The organism is Bradyrhizobium sp. UFLA06-24, assembly GCF_054967145.1.
This window is the reverse complement of the sequence record NZ_JADFUE010000002.1, coordinates 38018-54147: the sequence shown is the minus strand read 5'-3', so window position 1 is coordinate 54147 and position 16130 is coordinate 38018. Positions and strand designations below refer to the sequence as shown.

The 16130-nt window shown below is 64.9% G+C and carries 15 protein-coding genes; 10 read left to right on the top strand and 5 right to left on the bottom strand.

The features are described from left to right. Positions 1-239 precede the first annotated feature (239 nt). Positions 240-1751 carry a replicative DNA helicase gene (locus IF809_RS02695; RefSeq protein ID WP_128965822.1) on the top strand — a complete coding sequence of 504 codons (1512 nt, stop codon included), beginning with the start codon at positions 240-242 and terminating at the stop codon, positions 1749-1751. A 40-nt stretch (positions 1752-1791) separates the two neighbouring features. Continuing rightward, positions 1792-3075 (top strand): alanine racemase, encoded by a 1284-nt coding sequence (alr, locus tag IF809_RS02690; protein WP_462836749.1) that lies wholly within the window; start codon positions 1792-1794, stop codon positions 3073-3075. 12 nt (positions 3076-3087) lie between these two features. On the opposite strand, the gene IF809_RS02685 is transcribed toward alr, so the two are convergent. Then, entirely contained in the window at positions 3088-3306 is a 219-nt protein-coding gene (locus IF809_RS02685) for a cysteine rich repeat-containing protein (RefSeq protein ID WP_128965820.1), read from the bottom strand. 40 nt (positions 3307-3346) lie between these two features. On the opposite strand from IF809_RS02685, the gene IF809_RS02680 reads away from it, so the two are divergent. Continuing rightward, positions 3347-4120: an exodeoxyribonuclease III gene (locus tag IF809_RS02680; RefSeq protein WP_128965819.1), complete on the top strand. Its 774-nt coding sequence runs from the start codon at positions 3347-3349 to the stop codon at positions 4118-4120. Between the two features lie 15 nt (positions 4121-4135). Here IF809_RS02680 and IF809_RS02675 read toward each other — a convergent pair whose 3' ends face one another. Together IF809_RS02675 and IF809_RS02670 are read right to left on the bottom strand one after the other, a co-directional pair. Beyond that, entirely contained in the window at positions 4136-4954 is an 819-nt protein-coding gene (locus tag IF809_RS02675) for a DUF4886 domain-containing protein (protein WP_453979247.1), read from the bottom strand. A 97-nt stretch (positions 4955-5051) separates the two neighbouring features. Continuing rightward, complete coding sequence (locus IF809_RS02670; protein WP_462836748.1) at positions 5052-5420, bottom strand: GFA family protein; 369 nt, start codon at positions 5418-5420, stop codon at positions 5052-5054. Positions 5421-5687: 267 nt separating this feature from the next. Here IF809_RS02670 and IF809_RS02665 point away from each other — a divergent pair, with 267 nt between their 5' ends. Further along, positions 5688-6413: a sulfite exporter TauE/SafE family protein gene (locus IF809_RS02665; protein ID WP_462836747.1), complete on the top strand. Its 726-nt coding sequence runs from the start codon at positions 5688-5690 to the stop codon at positions 6411-6413. 3 nt (positions 6414-6416) lie between these two features. Here the strand turns inward: IF809_RS02665 and IF809_RS02660 are convergent, their stop codons facing one another. Together IF809_RS02660 and IF809_RS02655 are read right to left on the bottom strand one after the other, a co-directional pair. Further along, positions 6417-8453: a putative bifunctional diguanylate cyclase/phosphodiesterase gene (locus IF809_RS02660; RefSeq protein ID WP_462836746.1), complete on the bottom strand. Its 2037-nt coding sequence runs from the start codon at positions 8451-8453 to the stop codon at positions 6417-6419. Between the two features lie 17 nt (positions 8454-8470). Then, positions 8471-9628, bottom strand: a complete 1158-nt coding sequence (locus tag IF809_RS02655) for an ABC transporter substrate-binding protein (protein ID WP_462836745.1) — start codon at positions 9626-9628, stop codon at positions 8471-8473. Between the two features lie 202 nt (positions 9629-9830). On the opposite strand from IF809_RS02655, the gene radA reads away from it, so the two are divergent. From radA to IF809_RS02625, 6 genes are all read left to right on the top strand, one after another. After that, entirely contained in the window at positions 9831-11279 is a 1449-nt protein-coding gene (gene radA, locus IF809_RS02650) for a DNA repair protein RadA (RefSeq protein WP_462836744.1), read from the top strand. A gap of 169 nt (positions 11280-11448) precedes the next feature. Further along, positions 11449-12078, top strand: coding sequence for a CvpA family protein (locus tag IF809_RS02645; protein ID WP_453979253.1), 630 nt, complete (start codon positions 11449-11451; stop codon positions 12076-12078). Positions 12079-12105: 27 nt separating this feature from the next. Next, complete coding sequence (purF, locus tag IF809_RS02640) at positions 12106-13617, top strand: amidophosphoribosyltransferase (protein ID WP_128965813.1); 1512 nt, start codon at positions 12106-12108, stop codon at positions 13615-13617. 16 nt (positions 13618-13633) lie between these two features. Beyond that, entirely contained in the window at positions 13634-13777 is a 144-nt protein-coding gene (locus tag IF809_RS02635; protein ID WP_164938626.1) for a hypothetical protein, read from the top strand. 87 nt (positions 13778-13864) lie between these two features. Further along, positions 13865-14605: an SDR family NAD(P)-dependent oxidoreductase gene (locus tag IF809_RS02630; RefSeq protein ID WP_462836743.1), complete on the top strand. Its 741-nt coding sequence runs from the start codon at positions 13865-13867 to the stop codon at positions 14603-14605. Between the two features lie 220 nt (positions 14606-14825). After that, positions 14826-16052, top strand: coding sequence for an ABC transporter substrate-binding protein (locus IF809_RS02625; RefSeq protein WP_128965811.1), 1227 nt, complete (start codon positions 14826-14828; stop codon positions 16050-16052). Positions 16053-16130 lie beyond the last annotated feature (78 nt).

Sequence of the window (16130 nt, the reverse complement as noted above, 5' to 3'; positions counted from 1 at the left end):
CTGCATCTCCATCATTAGGTTCACGGTATCCGGATTTTTCCGTGACGTGATCGCGGCGACTTCCGGTCCGACCCAAGTTCCGCGAAAATCCGTCAAGCGCGGGGCATGCTGCGGCTGCTAATCATCCACCGCTTTTAAGATCGGTTGATAGCGACCAGCTTTTGCTTCCGCTTTCGCCTGCGGCGGCGCTTTATCCCGGCCCCGCATCCGCCCAAGAAAATTGCTAAGCACGTCCGACCATGGCCCTAACTGATTCGAACGTTCTCAAACTCGCGCCCGATGCCGGAACTCCCGCCTACCGGAGCGCGCCGCACAATATCGAGGCGGAACAGAGCCTTCTGGGCGCGATCCTGGTCAACAACGATGCTTTTTACCGCGTCTCCGACTTCCTGGAGGCGAAGCATTTCTTCGAGCCGTTGCACCAGACCATTTTCGAAACCGCCGGCAGCCTGATCCGGATGGGCAAGATCGCAACGCCCGTCACGCTGAAGACCTTCCTGCCCGCCGATACCGATGTCGGCGGCATGACGATCGGGCAATATCTTGCGCGCCTCGCCGCCGAGGCGACGACTATCATCAACGCCCAGGATTATGGCCGCACCATCTACGACCTGTCGCTCAGGCGCGACCTGATCGGCATCGGCGAAGACATGGTCAATGTCGCCTATGACGCTCCCGTCGACTTCCAGCCACGGGCGCAGATCGAGGATGCCGAGCGCAAGCTGTACGAGCTTGCCGAGTCCGGCCGCTACGACGGCGGCTTCCAGAAATTCTCGCAGGCGCTGGCGGTCGCGGTCGATCTCGCGGCCAAGGCGTTCCAGCGCGACGGCAAACTGTCGGGCATCTCGACCGGTATGCGCGACCTCGACACGAAGATGGGCGGCTTGCAGCACTCCGATCTCATCATCGTTGCGGGACGCCCGGGCATGGGCAAGACGTCGCTGGCGACCAACATCGCCTACAACGTCGCCAAGGCCTATGTCGGCGAGATCCAGGCCGACGGCACCATGAAGGCCGCCAATGGCGGCGTGATCGGCTTCTTCTCCTGCGAAATGTCGGCCGACCAGCTCGCCACGCGTATCGTGGCCGAGCGGACCGGAATCCCCTCCTCCCACATCCGCCGCGGCGGCATCTCAGAAGCCGATTTCGACAAGATCCGGGAGGTCTCGATCGAGCTGCAATCGCTGCCGTTCTATGTCGACGCAACCGGCGGCCTGTCGATCGCGCAGCTGATGGCCCGCGCCCGCCGGCTGAAACGGCAGAAGGGCCTCGATCTGCTCGTGATCGATTACATCCAGCTGCTCTCCGGCTCGGGCAAGCGCGCCAGCGACAGCCGCGTGCAGGAAATCACCGAAATCACCACCAGCCTGAAGGCGCTGGCGAAGGAGCTCAACGTCCCCGTGATCGCGCTGTCGCAGCTCTCACGCCAGGTTGAATCCCGCGACGACAAGCGGCCGCAGCTCTCCGACTTGCGTGAATCCGGATCGATCGAGCAGGACGCCGACGTCGTGCTGTTCGTCTATCGCGAGGAATACTACCTCGCCATGAAGGAGCCACGCCCGGGCACGCCCGAACACGAGAAGTGGCAGCTTGACATGAGTCTTGCGCACGGAAAGGCCGAGGTCATCATCGGCAAGCAGCGCCACGGCCCGACAGGCACCGTCGATTTGGCGTTCGAAGCCTCGGTCACCCGGTTCGGCGACCTCGCGCCGGACAGTCAGCTTCCGGCCCGCAGCGGCAACGACTACTGAGTTTCTTGAACCCGGCCTGCCTCTTGCGTAAAACGACGCCATGACAATGGCGTCCGACCCGAAGATGATCCCGCAATCCGGCCTCCTCTCAGCGGAGGCCAATCAGGCTGCCGCACTCGCTGCCTACGGCGGCGTGCTGACCGTCGATCTCGATGCCATCATCGCCAACTGGCGCAAGCTCGAGAAGACGGCAGTGCCAGCCGAGTGCTCGGCGGTGATCAAGGCCGACGCCTATGGATGCGGAGCCGCGCAGGTCGCGCAGGCCCTGAACAAGGCCGGCTGCAGGACCTTCTTCGTCGCCACCATCGAGGAGGCGCGCACCGCTCGCGCTGCGATACCGGACGCGGTGATCTACGTGCTCGGCGGCTATTTCCAGAACAGCGGCGAGCACTACGCGAAGATCAATTGCCGTCCGGTGATCGGCGACCTCAACGAGCTCGCCGAGTGGGACGTGTTCTGCCGCCGCACCGGCTGGTCGGGCGGCGCCGCGATCCACATCGACACCGGTATGAACCGGCTCGGCCTGACTCTTGCCGAGGCGCAGGCCATCATCCCCCGCATCAATGCCGGCGATCACGGCATCACGCTGGTGATGAGCCATTTGGTCTCGGCCGAGCAGCTCAACAGCCCCGTCAACGCCAAGCAGCTTGCAGCCTTCCGCGGCATCGCCAGCGAATTCTCCGGCGTACCGGCGGCGCTTGCGAATTCCTCAGGCATTTTCCTCGGTGCGCCGTTCCAGTTCGATCTGGTGCGGCCGGGCGCCGCGCTCTACGGCGTCAATCCGACGCCGGAGGCCGACAATCCGATGCAGCAGGTCATCGACCTGAAGGCACGCATCGTGCAGACCCGCAATGTCGAGCGCGGCGAGACCGTCGGCTATGGCGGCACCTGGACCGCACGGCGGCCGACCAAGCTCGCGATCATCGCGGTCGGCTATGCCGACGGTTATTTCCGCGCCGCCAGCTCCAACGACGGCACACGCGGCGCCGAGGTCATCGTCGCGGGCAAGCGCTGTCCCGTGGCAGGCCGTATCTCCATGGACCTGATCGCGATCGACATCACCGATCTGCCGCCGAATGCGGCACGGCGCGGCCATATGGTCACCCTGCTCGGCGAAGGCATCACCGTTGACGAACTCGCGCACCATTTTGGCACGATCGGCTATGAGGTGCTGACCAGCCTCGGCCACCGCTACGCGCGCGTCTACAAGGGCGGCAACGTGGTCGAACCGCTGACGAAGCCGGAGCCCGCGCAGACGGCCGAACAATCGCCCTCCCCGCCGCCGATCGAGCAGCCGGGGCCGCCGCCGCCGCTGCCGGGCTGAGCGCCTCGCCGCTTACTTCTTCCGGCTGTCCAGCGCCGCCTTGCAGGTCGCGCTGAGCTGGTCACGCTTGGCGTTCAGGCAGGCGATGATCTTGCCGCCGCCGGGAGCGATGCCGGCGCAGAATTTGTCGTAGTCCGCCTTGCACGCGCCGCGCGTATCGGACGATTGTGCCGAAGCGGTCCCGGAGAACGCGACGACGAACGCAAGAACGGCAAAGCTCAATTTGGACATTGTATCTCCGGTAAGGAAAGGCAGGAGCCGGTAGCTCTACATGAAGATTGCGACATTCAACATCAACAACATCAACCGTCGCCTGCCCAATCTGCTCGCATGGATGCGCGCGGCGAAGCCCGATGTCGTCGCGCTTCAGGAATTGAAGGCAAGTGATGGCGAATTTCCGGCAGAAGCGATCGAAAAGGCCGGTTACGGCGCAGTCTGGCGTGGCCAAAAGACCTGGAACGGCGTCGCCATCCTCGCCCGTGGCACGGAGCCTATCCTCACGCGCGACCGGTTGCCGGGAAAGCCTGGGGATCTCGAAGCCCGTTACATCGAGGCCGCCGTGCGCGGGATCATCGTCACGAGCATCTACCTCCCCAACGGCAATCCGCAGCCGGGGCCGAAATTCGATTACAAGCTCGACTGGTTTGCACGGCTGAAACGTCACGCCAAGACGTTCATCAAGCAGGACCTGCCCGTGGTGCTCGCCGGCGACTACAACGTCGCGCCCGATGAGATCGACATCTATCCGACGCGTTCATGGGACAAGGATGCGCTGATCCAGCCGAAGAGCCGCGCGGCGTTTGCCTCGCTCGTCGCACAAGGCTGGTGCGATGCGATCCGCGAGCTGCACCCGGACCAGCGCATTTACACGTTCTGGGACTACAAGCGAAACCGCTGGCCGCGCGATGCGGGCTTGCGGCTTGACCATCTGCTGTTGAGCCCTGCCCTCACCTCGCGCCTCGCTAGGGCCGGTGTCGACAGGAAGGTTCGCGGCGAGGACGGCGCCAGCGACCACGCGCCGGCGTGGGTGGTGCTGAAGCAATAGTGCCGCTGCCGCGGGTCAGCGCCCGTAATAGTCCTGCACCGTCTCCCATGCCGCCTTCTGCAGCAATTGCGCCGTCTCCGGATCGACCCCGGTCATGTAGGAATTGCCGATGGGCGAGCGGCCGCTCAGCGCAGCGAGCGTCACGCAGGCCGCCAGATACGTACCTGCCGGACTCGGATGGCGCTTGTCCGGCGCATAGAGATTGAGCTCAGGCTGCAGCTTGCGGACGCGCGCGAAGGCGAGGCCCGCGGGAATGACGAGCGCGTCATTGGTGTTGCCGGCGAGCGTGTAGGCCTCGGCGAGCTCTTCCGTCATTTCCGGCTTGTCGGCATAGGCCCAGGACATGAACAGCACCGGACGCATGCCGTGGGCGCGAACGATCTCGCTGTCTTTCTTCGCAAAGCTCGTGAACGCGTCTTTCAATTGCGGATGGATCGGGCACTGGCTGCAGTCCATCATCACGACCGCGTCGTACTGCCGGCCTGGCTTGTTGAACTTCACGACGTTCTGCTCGTCGAAGGAATAAGCGCCGAGGCCGCCCGGCCGCAGCAGATTGTCCATGTCGTGCCAGTCGAGCCCGGAGCCGCCGATTGTCACCATGGTGTTGCGATAGGTCGCCTTGTTCGCAGCGTCGGCTGCCCGCTCCATCAACGTCAGATGGCCCGGCATGCCGTTGTTGTAGTAGAAGAAGCTGTTGCCGACGAACAGCGCGGCCTTGGGGAAGTCCGGACCCAGCGTCGTGACCTTGGGCTTGGTCTGCGCCTGCGCTGCATCGAAGCCGGCCGCAGCGACCACAATCGCCGCGAGCATCACTCGCGTAAAAAGACGCATCATGGCTTCCTCCCGTTTTTCTCGGGCCGGAAACAAATCAGCTTTTCGAGAGCGCCTCAAGAGGACGCCGCTGCGGGCAGATATGCGTGGCGCTGCGTCCTCACCACAAATTCTTGCCGTCGATCACGTTCACCGGCACCGCGTCGAGATCGAAATCGTCGAATAGACGCGCGTTGACGCCGACCCTGGGATTGCCGAAGTCGGGCTTTCCCGTCGACCAGTCGGGCGATTCCGAGAAGGTCCCGCAGCCGCAGCTCGCACAGAAATGATGTTTGACGGTGCGGCTGCCCCAGAGATAGGTCGCAACGTTGTCGACAGGTGACAGCAGGCGAAATTGCGCGGGCGTGTAATAGGCCCACAACGCGCCACGCTTGGCGCAGAGCGAGCACGTGCAGCGCGTCACGCTCGCAGGCGCCTCGGTCACCTCGAACACCGTCTCACCGCAATGGCAGCTTGCCTCGATCGGCATGATCCGTTCCCCGCTTGTCAGGAGATGGTCGTAGCCGGACGCTGCTGCCAACATACTGTCAGCAGCGCTGACGCCCAAGCAAGATCCTGAAAACAACCCCATGCACAGTAGCCGCCCCCGTCAGGATCATGATTTTCCATTATTCCGAATTTTGGTTTGACTCGTCGGGCAAAACACTGGCAGGATGTCACCATGAACGAACTCCGTCCGCTGCGAGCAGCGCCAGGCGGGGATCCTCAATTTCCCCGATCTCCCGGAGCCCTGTCGTTGGCGTTCCTCTTCGTCCTCACCGTCGGCCTCGTCGCGGGCACCATCTCCGGCATCGTCGGCACGGGCTCGTCGATCATGCTGATGCCGGTGCTGGTCTATGCCTATGGGCCGAAGGAGGCCGTGCCGATCATGGCAGTCGCCTCGGTGATGGCGAATCTTTCGCGGATCCTCGCGTGGTGGCGCGAGGTCGACTGGCGGGCCTGCGCGGCCTATTCGGTCACGGGCATTCCGGCCGCGGCGCTCGGCGCGCGGACGCTGCTCGCCCTGCCCTCGCACGCCGTCGATCTCGCCATCGGCGTCTTCCTGATCGCCATGGTGCCGCTACGGCATTGGCTGGCACGGCACGACCTCAGGGCCAATCTCTGGCATCTGGCGATCGGCGGCGCGATCATCGGCTATCTCACCGGCATCGTGGTCTCGACCGGTCCGCTCAGCGTGCCGCTGTTCCTGTTCTACGGTCTTAGCAAGGGCGCCTTCCTCGCGACCGAGGCCGCCGCCTCCCTTGGCCTCTACTTCGCGAAATCTGTCACGTTCGAACGCTTCGGCGCGCTGACGCCGGAGGTCTTCATCAAGGGCTTGATCGCGGGCTCCTCGCTGATGTCGGGCGCCTTCGTCGCCAAGCGATTCGTACTGCACCTGAAACCGGAGATGTTCCGCCTGGTGATGGATGCGATCATGCTCGCAGCCGGGCTCTCGATGCTCTGGAACGCGACACGGCCGTAGCGCTCAGTCGGCGAATTCGGGCGCGATCGAGGGGCTGTCTGCGAGCACGCGATCCTCACCGCGCCCGGCCACCGCAAGCCCGCGCAGCACCGCATCGAGGGGTTGCGGCTTGTGATACAGAAAGCCCTGGCCGAGCCTCACGCCCATCTCGCGCATGGCCTGCGCCTGCTCGGCGCGTTCGATGCCTTCGGCGACCAGGGTGAGCCCGAGCGTGCCCGCGAGCGAGGCGATGACGCCGACGATCGCCTTGTCCTCGGCGCTCTCGGGGATCTCGCGGATGAACGCCTTGTCGATCTTGACCTTATCGAGCGGAAAGCGCCTGAGATGGGCGAGCGAGCTGTAGCCCGTGCCGAAATCGTCGAGCGCGATGGTCGCGCCCAGGCGCCGCAGCCGGCGCAGCGTATCGGACGCGCTGGCGATATTGTTGATCAGCGATCCCTCCGTGATCTCGAGCTCGAGCGACGAAGCTGCGACGCCGAACCGCTCGCAGGTCTCGCGCAATTCGGCCGCGAACGAATGATCGGCCAATTCGGAGGGAGGCAGATTGATCGCGATCCGGATGGACGACTTGCCGGCAGCGGCCAGCTGCTGCAACGCGCGGCAGGCGTCGGTCAGCACGTAGCGCGTCAGCCGCGCGTTATTTCCGCTGCGTTCGATCAGCGGCAGGAATTCGCCGGGGCCGATCACGCCATATTCGGAATGACGCCAACGAATGAGTGCTTCCAGGCCGATGACTTCCTCGGTCATCATGTCGACCTGGCTCTGATACCAGACTTCGAATTGCTGCTCGGCAAAGCCTGCGGGAATGGCGAGCTCCAGATCCCGACGGCGTCGGTAGTGACGCTGCAGCGCTTCGTCCAGCACCGCCACGGTGCCGGGCGCCTTGCTCTTGGCGTGGTAGAGCGCAATGTCGGCGAGCGCCGGCAAATGCGCCAGCTCGGGGTCGCCGGCACGGCGCACGGCAAGGCCGATGCTGGCGCGCGGCACGACCTGCTTGTCATGCAGCAGGATCGGCGCGGAGATCGCCTCCAGCAATTGTCGCGCGAAGGCTTCTGCGGCCGCTTCATTGCCGACCTCAGGGCGAATGACCACGAACTCGTCGCCGCCGAGCCGCGCGACCCAATCTTCCGGCCCGACCGTGCCACGAAGCCGCTCGGAGATCTGGACCAGAAACTTGTCGCCGGCATCGTGACCGAAGGTGTCGTTGATGCCCTTGAAATCGTCGAGATCGATGAAGCAGAACGCGATCAGCGCGTCCGGCGAGCCGGCATCCCCGCTCAAGGTCCCCAGACGCTCGGACAGCGAGCGGCGGTTGGGCAGCCCCGTGAGCGGATCGTGCGAGGCCATGTGACCGAGCCGGTCAAGCGCGCCTGATGTCGTGTGTTGCATCGCGTTGAAGGCGCTCGCGAGCTGGCCGAATTCGTTGGACGATTTGACATCCGCCGGATAGGCGCGGCCATCCTGCTTGCTGCGCTGGATCGCGGACATCATCGCCGCCAGCGGCTTGCCGATGAAGATGTTGGCGGAGATCCGCATTGCGATCATGGTCGCAAGCGTCCCGAGCAGGCCGACGATGAGTAGCAGCCCCAGCCTGCTGCCGGTGTCCGCATAGAGCGTCGCATAGGAATAGGCGATCGCGATGCGGCCGGCCTGAACGGCGATGTTGCCGTTGCGGTAGGCGATCGGACGCGAGATCTCGGTGAGAGTCTGGACCGTGGGCCGCGCCACCACCCGGGCGATCACGACGCCGGTGTCGTCGTAGACGGCAGCGGCCGCGATGGTCTCGTCGTGCATGATCTCGTTGAGCACACCCGTGACCTGGTCGTAGCGCATCTTCCAGAGCGGCTCGGCGATCAGTTCAGCACGGCTCTCGGCAACGCGAGCAATGCGGGCATCGAGCTGCCTGATCTGCGACCAGAAGCTCGACACCTCGACGCCGGCAGACGCAAGCAATTGCACCAGCAACAGCACGGGCACGGTGGCCCAGATCATCGCGCGGACGACCGAGCGCGATGGCGCGGACTTCGCTGGACCGTTCATCCCGTCAGCGTCCGGCATCATTCACCAGCGCTGCTTGGGGGTGACAGCGTGGAGATCAGCATATCAACGGAGAAGTCGTATTGGCCGCAGCGTCCCTGCTTTGCCCTGAATCGCGCAAAGTCGATGCGGTCGTAAGCCCGGGATTTGATCAGCGTGGCGACGGAGGCGAGATTGTCGCGCGTGATCGCCGACGTCTTGACTTCGATATGCGGCGAGCTGGCTGCGAAGTCGCAGCCGTCGGCATAGTCGCGCAACAGCACGACCGACCAGCCGCCGAGCAGGAAATGACCGCCGTCGCTCAGCAGCAAACGACCGGCCTTGATTTCACGCAGCGCGTCCTCCGACCAGTTGAGGCCGACGATCTGGATATCCTGTCCCGGTGTGATGCCGGCCGCCGCGACGGCCTTGAGCGCCCCCAGCGCCATCGGATCGTTACCGGCCCAGATCCCGGCGGGGCGGATGCCCTTGCGTTGCGCCCAGCCCAGGTAATTGGCCGCCACCTGCTCCGCTTCCGACTGCGTCCAGTTCGCGAACAGCATCCGGTCCACGACCACGTCGGGCGCCGCCGCGACCGCGAGCTGCAGACCGGCATTGCGGGCAATCGAGGCCGGCGTGATCTCGTCACCGCCGATCCCGAGCAGATGGATCTTGCCGTCAGGGCTTTGCCATTTCTCGTTGCGCGCTGCGCCGATCAGCGCATTCGCCATCCGCGCGCCTGCGGTCGTCAGATCGGTCGTGATGTCGCCGAGCCAGTTCTTGAGCTTGGCTCGCGGCGGCCCGAGCCGCACAGCGTCCTCGCCGATCAACGTGTTCGACAGCAGCAGCGTCTTGATGCCCGCCTTCTCGGCCGCCTCGAGGATCGGTACGGCGGCGGACTCCTCGTTGGAGAGAATGAGGAAGTCCGGCTTGTCGGCTCGGGCGACCACGCCGAGGCCAAGCTCCTGCATGGTGCGGTAATTGCGCTCGCTGGTCAGCACCTCGACATGGGCGTCGAGCTTGCGGCCGGCGGCCTGCATGGTCTGCGCGACCATGTCCCAGTAGACCTCGCCGGTCTTGCCGGGGTTCACGAAGACGATGTTGAGCGGCTTTGCATCGGCCGCAACGACACGGCCAGCCGGCACGAGAACGCCAAAGGCCATGCTCGCCGCGAGCAATATCCGTAAGAGGACCGTCATCCGTTTCGCCACCCCATCCTGGTTCCGAAACTGGACCTGCGTCCGCTAACATTTGGCAAAGTCCGGCACGGAGGGACGGCATAGCGCTAACAAAGAGTGTATGGCCGCACGGAATTGCCTTAACTGGAGCACGGATGGCTAGCCGCGCAGCCCACCGTTCCGTGCTATCAGCGCATTTTGAAACCTCCGACTCACCATACCGATGGCCAAGAACACGCTCTCCTTCGTCTGCCAGAACTGCGGCGCGGCCTATAACCGCTGGCAGGGCAAGTGCGAATCCTGCGGCGAGTGGAATACGCTCGCCGAGGAGGACACCTCAGGCAGCGTGCCGGTCTCGATCCGCTCCAAGCGCAAGGGGCGGACGTTCGCGCTGGAGAGCCTTGCCGGCAAGAGCCCGGATGCGCCGCGCATGTCGTCGGGGCTGACCGAGCTCGACCGCGTCACCGGCGGCGGCTTCGTCCGCGGCTCGGTGCTGCTGGTCGGCGGCGATCCCGGCATCGGCAAGTCGACGCTGTTGACGCAGGCGACCAGCATGATGGCTCGGGCCGGCCACCGCATCGTCTACATCTCGGGCGAAGAGGCCATCGCCCAGGTGAGGCTGCGCGCCGAGCGGCTCGGGCTGTCGGATGCGCCGGTGCAGCTCGCGGCCGAGACCTCGGTCGAGGATATCGTCTCGACCTTGTCGGAAGGCACGGTGCCCCGGCTGATCGTGATCGACTCGATCCAGACCATGTGGACCGACACCGTGGAATCGGCGCCGGGCACGGTCACGCAGGTGCGCGCTTCGGCACAGGCGCTCATTCGTTTCGCCAAGAAAACCGGCGCGGCCATCATCCTGGTCGGCCACGTCACCAAGGACGGCCAGATCGCCGGACCCCGCGTCGTCGAACACATGGTCGATGCCGTGATGTCGTTCGAGGGCGAAGGCTCGCAGCAATTCCGCATCCTTCGCGCGGTCAAGAACCGCTTCGGCCCGACCGACGAGATCGGCGTGTTCGAGATGACCGGGCTCGGCCTGCGCGAGGTCACCAACCCCTCCGAGCTGTTCCTGTCCGAGCGCGATCTCGGCACGCCCGGCACTGCTGTGTTCGCAGGGATCGAGGGCACGCGGCCCGTTCTGGTCGAGTTGCAGGCGCTGGTGGCGCCGACCTCGCTCGGCACCCCGCGACGGGCCGTGGTCGGCTGGGATCAGAGCCGGCTCTCGATGGTGCTGGCGGTGCTGGAGGCCCATTGCGGGGTCAAGCTGTCCGGCCACGACGTCTATCTGAACGTCGCGGGCGGCCTGCGCATCCACGAGCCGGCCGCCGACATGGCCGCCGCGGCGGCACTGGTGTCATCCCTGGTTAACGCGCAGTTACCCACCGATGGGGTCTATTTTGGCGAGATTTCGCTCTCCGGCGTGATCCGCCCGGTGGCGCAGACCCCGGCGCGGCTCAAGGAAGCGGCAAAACTCGGCTTCAAGCGCGCCGTACTGCCCGAATCGGCCCGGGGTGGTGAGGCGAGTGGCGATGCCGGATTGTCCCTGAACGCGATCAACAGCCTCACGACCCTGGTCGCTGAAATCGCCGCCCGTGGCTCTCGCCGGGGCGAGTCGACCGCTCCAGCGGAGAAAAATGCCACACCGGCAAGATTCCGCCGTGGAGAGGGTTAGCTGGAGGTGACGTCAAGCGCCCCCGCCGCTATACAGCCGTCACAAAAGCAGCATGGGGATTGCGTGGTTGCGGCCTTGCCGGAAGCGTCGTCAGGCCTTCTTTTAGGCCGGCGGCCAAACACCGATTCGCTGAGCACCTTTTGAGAGTACGAGCGGACCAGACCAGCCGATGCCAGTAACACTCCTCGACCTGATCCTGCTCGGTGTGATGCTGATCTCGGGCCTGCTTGCCATGGTTCGCGGCTTCATGCGCGAAATCCTCTCGATTGCGGCCTGGGGTACCGCGGCGATCGTGACGCTGTACTCCTTCTCCAAGCTGCTGCCGACCGCCAAGACCTATTTCAACAACGACACGGTCGCGAGCGTGGTCGTGGTCGCCGGCGTGTTCGTGGGCACCCTGATCGTCGTCTCCGTGATCACGGTCCGAATCTCCGACATGATCCTGGATTCGCGCATCGGCGCGCTGGACCGCACCCTCGGGTTCCTGTTTGGCCTCGCTCGCGGGCTTTTGATCGTCGTGGTCGCCTTCCTGTTCTTCACCTGGCTGGTGCCGGACAAGCAGCGCCCGGACTGGGTCACGGGGGCCAAATCCCGCGTGGTGCTCCAGGGAACCGGGGATTGGCTGATGTCCCTCTTGCCTGACGACCCCGAGAACACCATCTTGAAAAGATTCAAGAAAAACAAACCAGAAGATGATCAAGCTGATACCGAGCAGCAGCCTTCGGGCAGTGGCGACGGGTACAGCAAACCTGCTCGTGACAGCCTGAAGAAGCTGATCGAGAAACCTGCGGCGCGTTGATTGAGCCCTAGAGAGAGGCGGGACGAGATGCGACACCCTGACCAGGACGCCCATACTGATCTCGATCCCGGCTCCGCCGCGCTAGAGCTTCAGGACGACCTGGAGGGAGATACGGTCCGCGAGGAATGCGGCGTATTCGGCATCTACGGACACCCTGATGCCGCCGCCATCACGGCGCTCGGCCTTCACGCCCTCCAGCATCGCGGCCAGGAAGCCGCGGGCATCGTCTCCTACGACGGCAGCCGCTTCCACAGTGAACGCCGCCTCGGCCTCGTCGGCGATACCTTCTCCCGCCGTGAGGTGATCGACCGCCTGCCCGGCACCATGGCCGTCGGCCACGTCCGCTACGCCACGACGGGCGCCACCATCCTGCGCAATGTGCAGCCGCTGTTCGCCGAGCTCAACGCGGGCGGCCTCGCGGTCGCTCACAACGGCAACCTTTCCAACGGCCTGACGCTGCGTCGCGAGCTCGTCAAGAGCGGCGCGATGATGCAGTCGACGTCCGACACCGAGGTGATCCTGCACCTGGTGGCGCGCTCCAGGCGCAGCCGCTTCATCGAGCGCTACATCGACGCGCTGCGCGAGATCGAAGGCGCCTATGCCCTGGTTTCGCTCACCAACAAGAAGCTGGTCGGCTCGCGCGATCCGCGCGGCATCCGCCCGCTGGTGCTCGGCGAGCTCGACGGTTGCCCGATCCTGACGTCGGAGACCTGTGCGCTCGACATCATCGGCGCGCGCTTCGTGCGCGACATCGAACCCGGCGAAGTCATCGTGTTCGACGAGAACGGCCAGGACATCCACAAGCCGTTCCCGCCGATGGCGCCGCGCCCCTGCATCTTCGAGTACATCTATTTCGCGCGTCCGGATTCCATCGTCCACGGCCGCTCGGTCTACGAGGTGCGCAAGGCATTCGGCGCGCAGCTCGCACGCGAGAGCCATGTGCCCGTCGATGTCGTGGTGCCGGTGCCGGATTCCGGCGTGCCCGCCGCGGTCGGCTACAGCCAGCATTCGGGCGTGCCGTTCGAGCTCGGCATCATCCGCAACCACTATGTCGGCCGCACCTTCATCCAGCCGACCCAGGCGATCCGCGAATCCGGCGTGCGCATGAAGCACTCGGCCAACCGCGCCGCGATCGAAGGCAAGCGCATCATCCTGATCGACGACTCGCTGGTGCGCGGCACCACCTCGAAGAAGATCGTGCGCATGATGCGCGATGCCGGCGCCAAGGAAGTGCATTTCCGCCTCGCCTCGCCGCCGATCCTCTACCCCGATTATTACGGCATCGACCTGCCCGATCGCGGCGGCCTGCTGGCCGCGACGCATTCGCTGGAGGAGATGCGCGAGCTCATCGGCGCCGACTCGCTCGCCTTCCTGTCGATCGACGGTATGTACCGCGCGATGGGCGAGCCCGGCCGCGACCCCGCCAATCCGAAGTTCGCGGACCACTGCTTCACCGGCGCCTATCCGACCCACCTCACCGACCAGACCCAGACCGAGCCGCAGCCGCGGCAGCTCTCGCTGCTGGCCGAGGCGAGCTGAGGGCGCAGCGGCGCCGATGCAGACGATCGTCGCCATCCTTTGCGGGGTGCTTTTGGTCGGCTTCATCGTCTTCGCCTTCGTCCAGGGCATGAAGGTCACGCCCAAAAGCTCGGAAAGCGGCTCGAACGACGATAATAAGCAATTGACCCGCGACCGCTAAAGCGTGAAGGCAATAATTGCGTCAGACCGGGCTTGTCCCGGTGCCCCATGTCTGTAAAACCCGTCGCGAAGACGTGGATACACGGATATGACCAAACCCCTCGCCAACCGCATCGCTCTCGTCACCGGCGCCTCGCGCGGCATCGGCTTTGCCACGGCGCTCGCGCTGGCGAAGGCCGGCGCGCATATCGTCGCCACCGCGCGCACGCAAGGAGGGCTCGAGGAGCTGGACGACGAGATCCGCAAAGTGGGCGGCAGCGCCACGCTGGTACCACTCAACCTCACGGATACCGACGGCATCGCGCGGCTCGGCGCAGGCTTGCACGAGCGCTATGGCAAGCTCGACATCCTCGTCGGCAATGCCGGCGTGCTCGGTCCCTCCTCGCCGATCGGCCATATCGAGCTGAAGACGTTCAACGACGTCATGGCCGTCAACGTCTCCGCCAACTTCCAGCTGATCCGCTGCATGGAGCCGCTGCTCAAGCAGTCAGACGCTGGCCGCGCCGTGTTCATCACCTCGGGCGCCGCCAACAAGGCGACCGCCTATGTCAGCCCCTACGCCGCCTCCAAGGCCGCGCTGGAGACGCTGGCCCGCGCCTGGGCGCACGAGACCGCGAACACGAAGATCCGCGTCAACCTGTTCAATCCGGGCCCGGTCCGCACCCGCATGCGCGCCACGCTGATGCCGGGCGAGGACCCGGCGACGCTCGACACGCCCGAGCAGGTCGCCGAACTCATCGTGCCGCTGTGCGCGCCCGACTGGACCGAGACCGGCAAGTTCTACGACTACAAGACGCGCAGCCTGATGAGCTTCCGCGCGCCGGCGTGACCATCGGCTCAATAATGCAGACGCTCGAGCTGCCTCGGACGCGCTGAAATAGCGTCTCAACGCATCTTTGCCCCAGAGTTAACCGACGGATGACGCGACGGCGCAGCGTCGTCCGGCTTTAGGCGCATTGCCGGGGCCCGCGGGACACGGTAGAGCCAACAGCCGGAACAAGGCTCCGCAAGAGAGCTGTCCGCATATTTGACAATGGAGGAAATCCTTTATGACGACGACGTTCGCGCGCCGCTCTGCGGCCCTTCTCGCCTGCGCTGCCTTCGGTTTTGCATCATCCGCCTACGCTCAGGACAAGACCGTCACGATCGGCGTGCTCAACGACATGTCCAGCCTCTACGCGGATATCGGCGGCCCCGGCTCCGTGGCGGCGGTCAAGATGGCAGTCGAGGATTCCGGCCTGCTTGCCAAGGGCTGGAAAATCGAAGTGGTCAGCGGCGACCACCAGAACAAGCCTGATGTCGGCGTCAACATCGCGCGGCAGTGGATCGACACCCAGAAGGTCGACATGATCACCGACACGCCGAACTCCGGCGTGGCCCTGGCGGTCAGCAACGTCGCCAAGGAAAAGAACGTCGTCCTGCTCAACAATGGCGGCGCCAGCGCCGATCTCACCGGCAAGGCCTGCAACGCCAACACCATCTCCTACACCTACGACACCTACATGCTCGCCAACGGCACCGGCAAGGCGCTGACCAAGGCCGGCGGCGATAGCTGGTTCTTCCTGACCGCCGACTACGCCTTCGGCGCCGCGCTCGAGCGCGACACGAGTGCCGTTGTCACCGCGAACGGCGGCAAGGTGCTCGGCGGCGTCAAGCATCCGCTCAACACGTCCGACTTCTCGTCGTTCCTGCTCCAGGCGCAGAACTCGAAGGCGAAGATCATCGGGCTTGCCAATGCCGGCGGCGACACCACCAATTCGATCAAGCAGGCGGCCGAGTTCGGCATCGTCGAGGGCGGCCAGAAGCTCGCCGCGCTGCTGCTCTTCATCAACGACGTCCACTCGCTCGGCCTCAAGACCGCGCACGGCCTGACCTTCACCGAATCCTTCTATTGGGATCTGAACGACAACACCCGCGCCTGGTCCAAGCGCTTCCAGGAGAAGGTGGCCAACCACGCGATGCCCTCGATGACCCAGGCCGGCAACTATGCCGGCGTGATCCATTACCTCAAGGCGCTCGAGGCGCTCGGCGGCAATCCGCATGACGGCGCCAAGGTCGTCGCCAAGATGAAGGAAATCCCGACGGACGATCCGCTGTTCGGCAAGGGCCCGCTGCGCGAGGACGGTCGCCGCATCATCCCGGCCTACCTGTTCGAGGTGAAGAAGCCGGAGGAATCGAAGGGACCGTGGGACTATTACAAGCTGGTTGCGAATATCCCGGCGGAAGATGCGGCAAGGCCGCTCAAGGACAGCGAGTGCCCGCTGGTGAAGAAGTGACCGCGTAGCGGTCGCGCACGCCTCCACGACATCATGCCCGGGCTTGTCCCGGGCATCCACGTTCTTGGAGGCCGTGCC

Bases quoted from the DNA above. Each gene is read 5' to 3' on its own strand.
- IF809_RS02655 (WP_462836745.1), bottom strand. From the start codon at position 9,628: ATGACGGTCCTCTTACGGATATTGCTCGCGGCGAGCATGGCCTTTGGC.
- IF809_RS02685 (WP_128965820.1), bottom strand. From the start codon at position 3,306: ATGTCCAAATTGAGCTTTGCCGTTCTTGCGTTCGTCGTCGCGTTCTCC.
- IF809_RS02635 (WP_164938626.1), top strand. From the start codon at position 13,634: ATGCAGACGATCGTCGCCATCCTTTGCGGGGTGCTTTTGGTCGGCTTC.
- IF809_RS02630 (WP_462836743.1), top strand. From the start codon at position 13,865: ATGACCAAACCCCTCGCCAACCGCATCGCTCTCGTCACCGGCGCCTCG.
- IF809_RS02645 (WP_453979253.1), top strand. From the start codon at position 11,449: ATGCCAGTAACACTCCTCGACCTGATCCTGCTCGGTGTGATGCTGATC.
- IF809_RS02695 (WP_128965822.1), top strand. From the start codon at position 240: ATGGCCCTAACTGATTCGAACGTTCTCAAACTCGCGCCCGATGCCGGA.
- purF (WP_128965813.1), top strand. From the start codon at position 12,106: ATGCGACACCCTGACCAGGACGCCCATACTGATCTCGATCCCGGCTCC.
- alr (WP_462836749.1), top strand. From the start codon at position 1,792: ATGACAATGGCGTCCGACCCGAAGATGATCCCGCAATCCGGCCTCCTC.
- IF809_RS02680 (WP_128965819.1), top strand. From the start codon at position 3,347: ATGAAGATTGCGACATTCAACATCAACAACATCAACCGTCGCCTGCCC.
- IF809_RS02660 (WP_462836746.1), bottom strand. From the start codon at position 8,453: ATGAACGGTCCAGCGAAGTCCGCGCCATCGCGCTCGGTCGTCCGCGCG.
- radA (WP_462836744.1), top strand. From the start codon at position 9,831: ATGGCCAAGAACACGCTCTCCTTCGTCTGCCAGAACTGCGGCGCGGCC.
- IF809_RS02625 (WP_128965811.1), top strand. From the start codon at position 14,826: ATGACGACGACGTTCGCGCGCCGCTCTGCGGCCCTTCTCGCCTGCGCT.
- IF809_RS02675 (WP_453979247.1), bottom strand. From the start codon at position 4,954: ATGATGCGTCTTTTTACGCGAGTGATGCTCGCGGCGATTGTGGTCGCT.
- IF809_RS02670 (WP_462836748.1), bottom strand. From the start codon at position 5,420: ATGCCGATCGAGGCAAGCTGCCATTGCGGTGAGACGGTGTTCGAGGTG.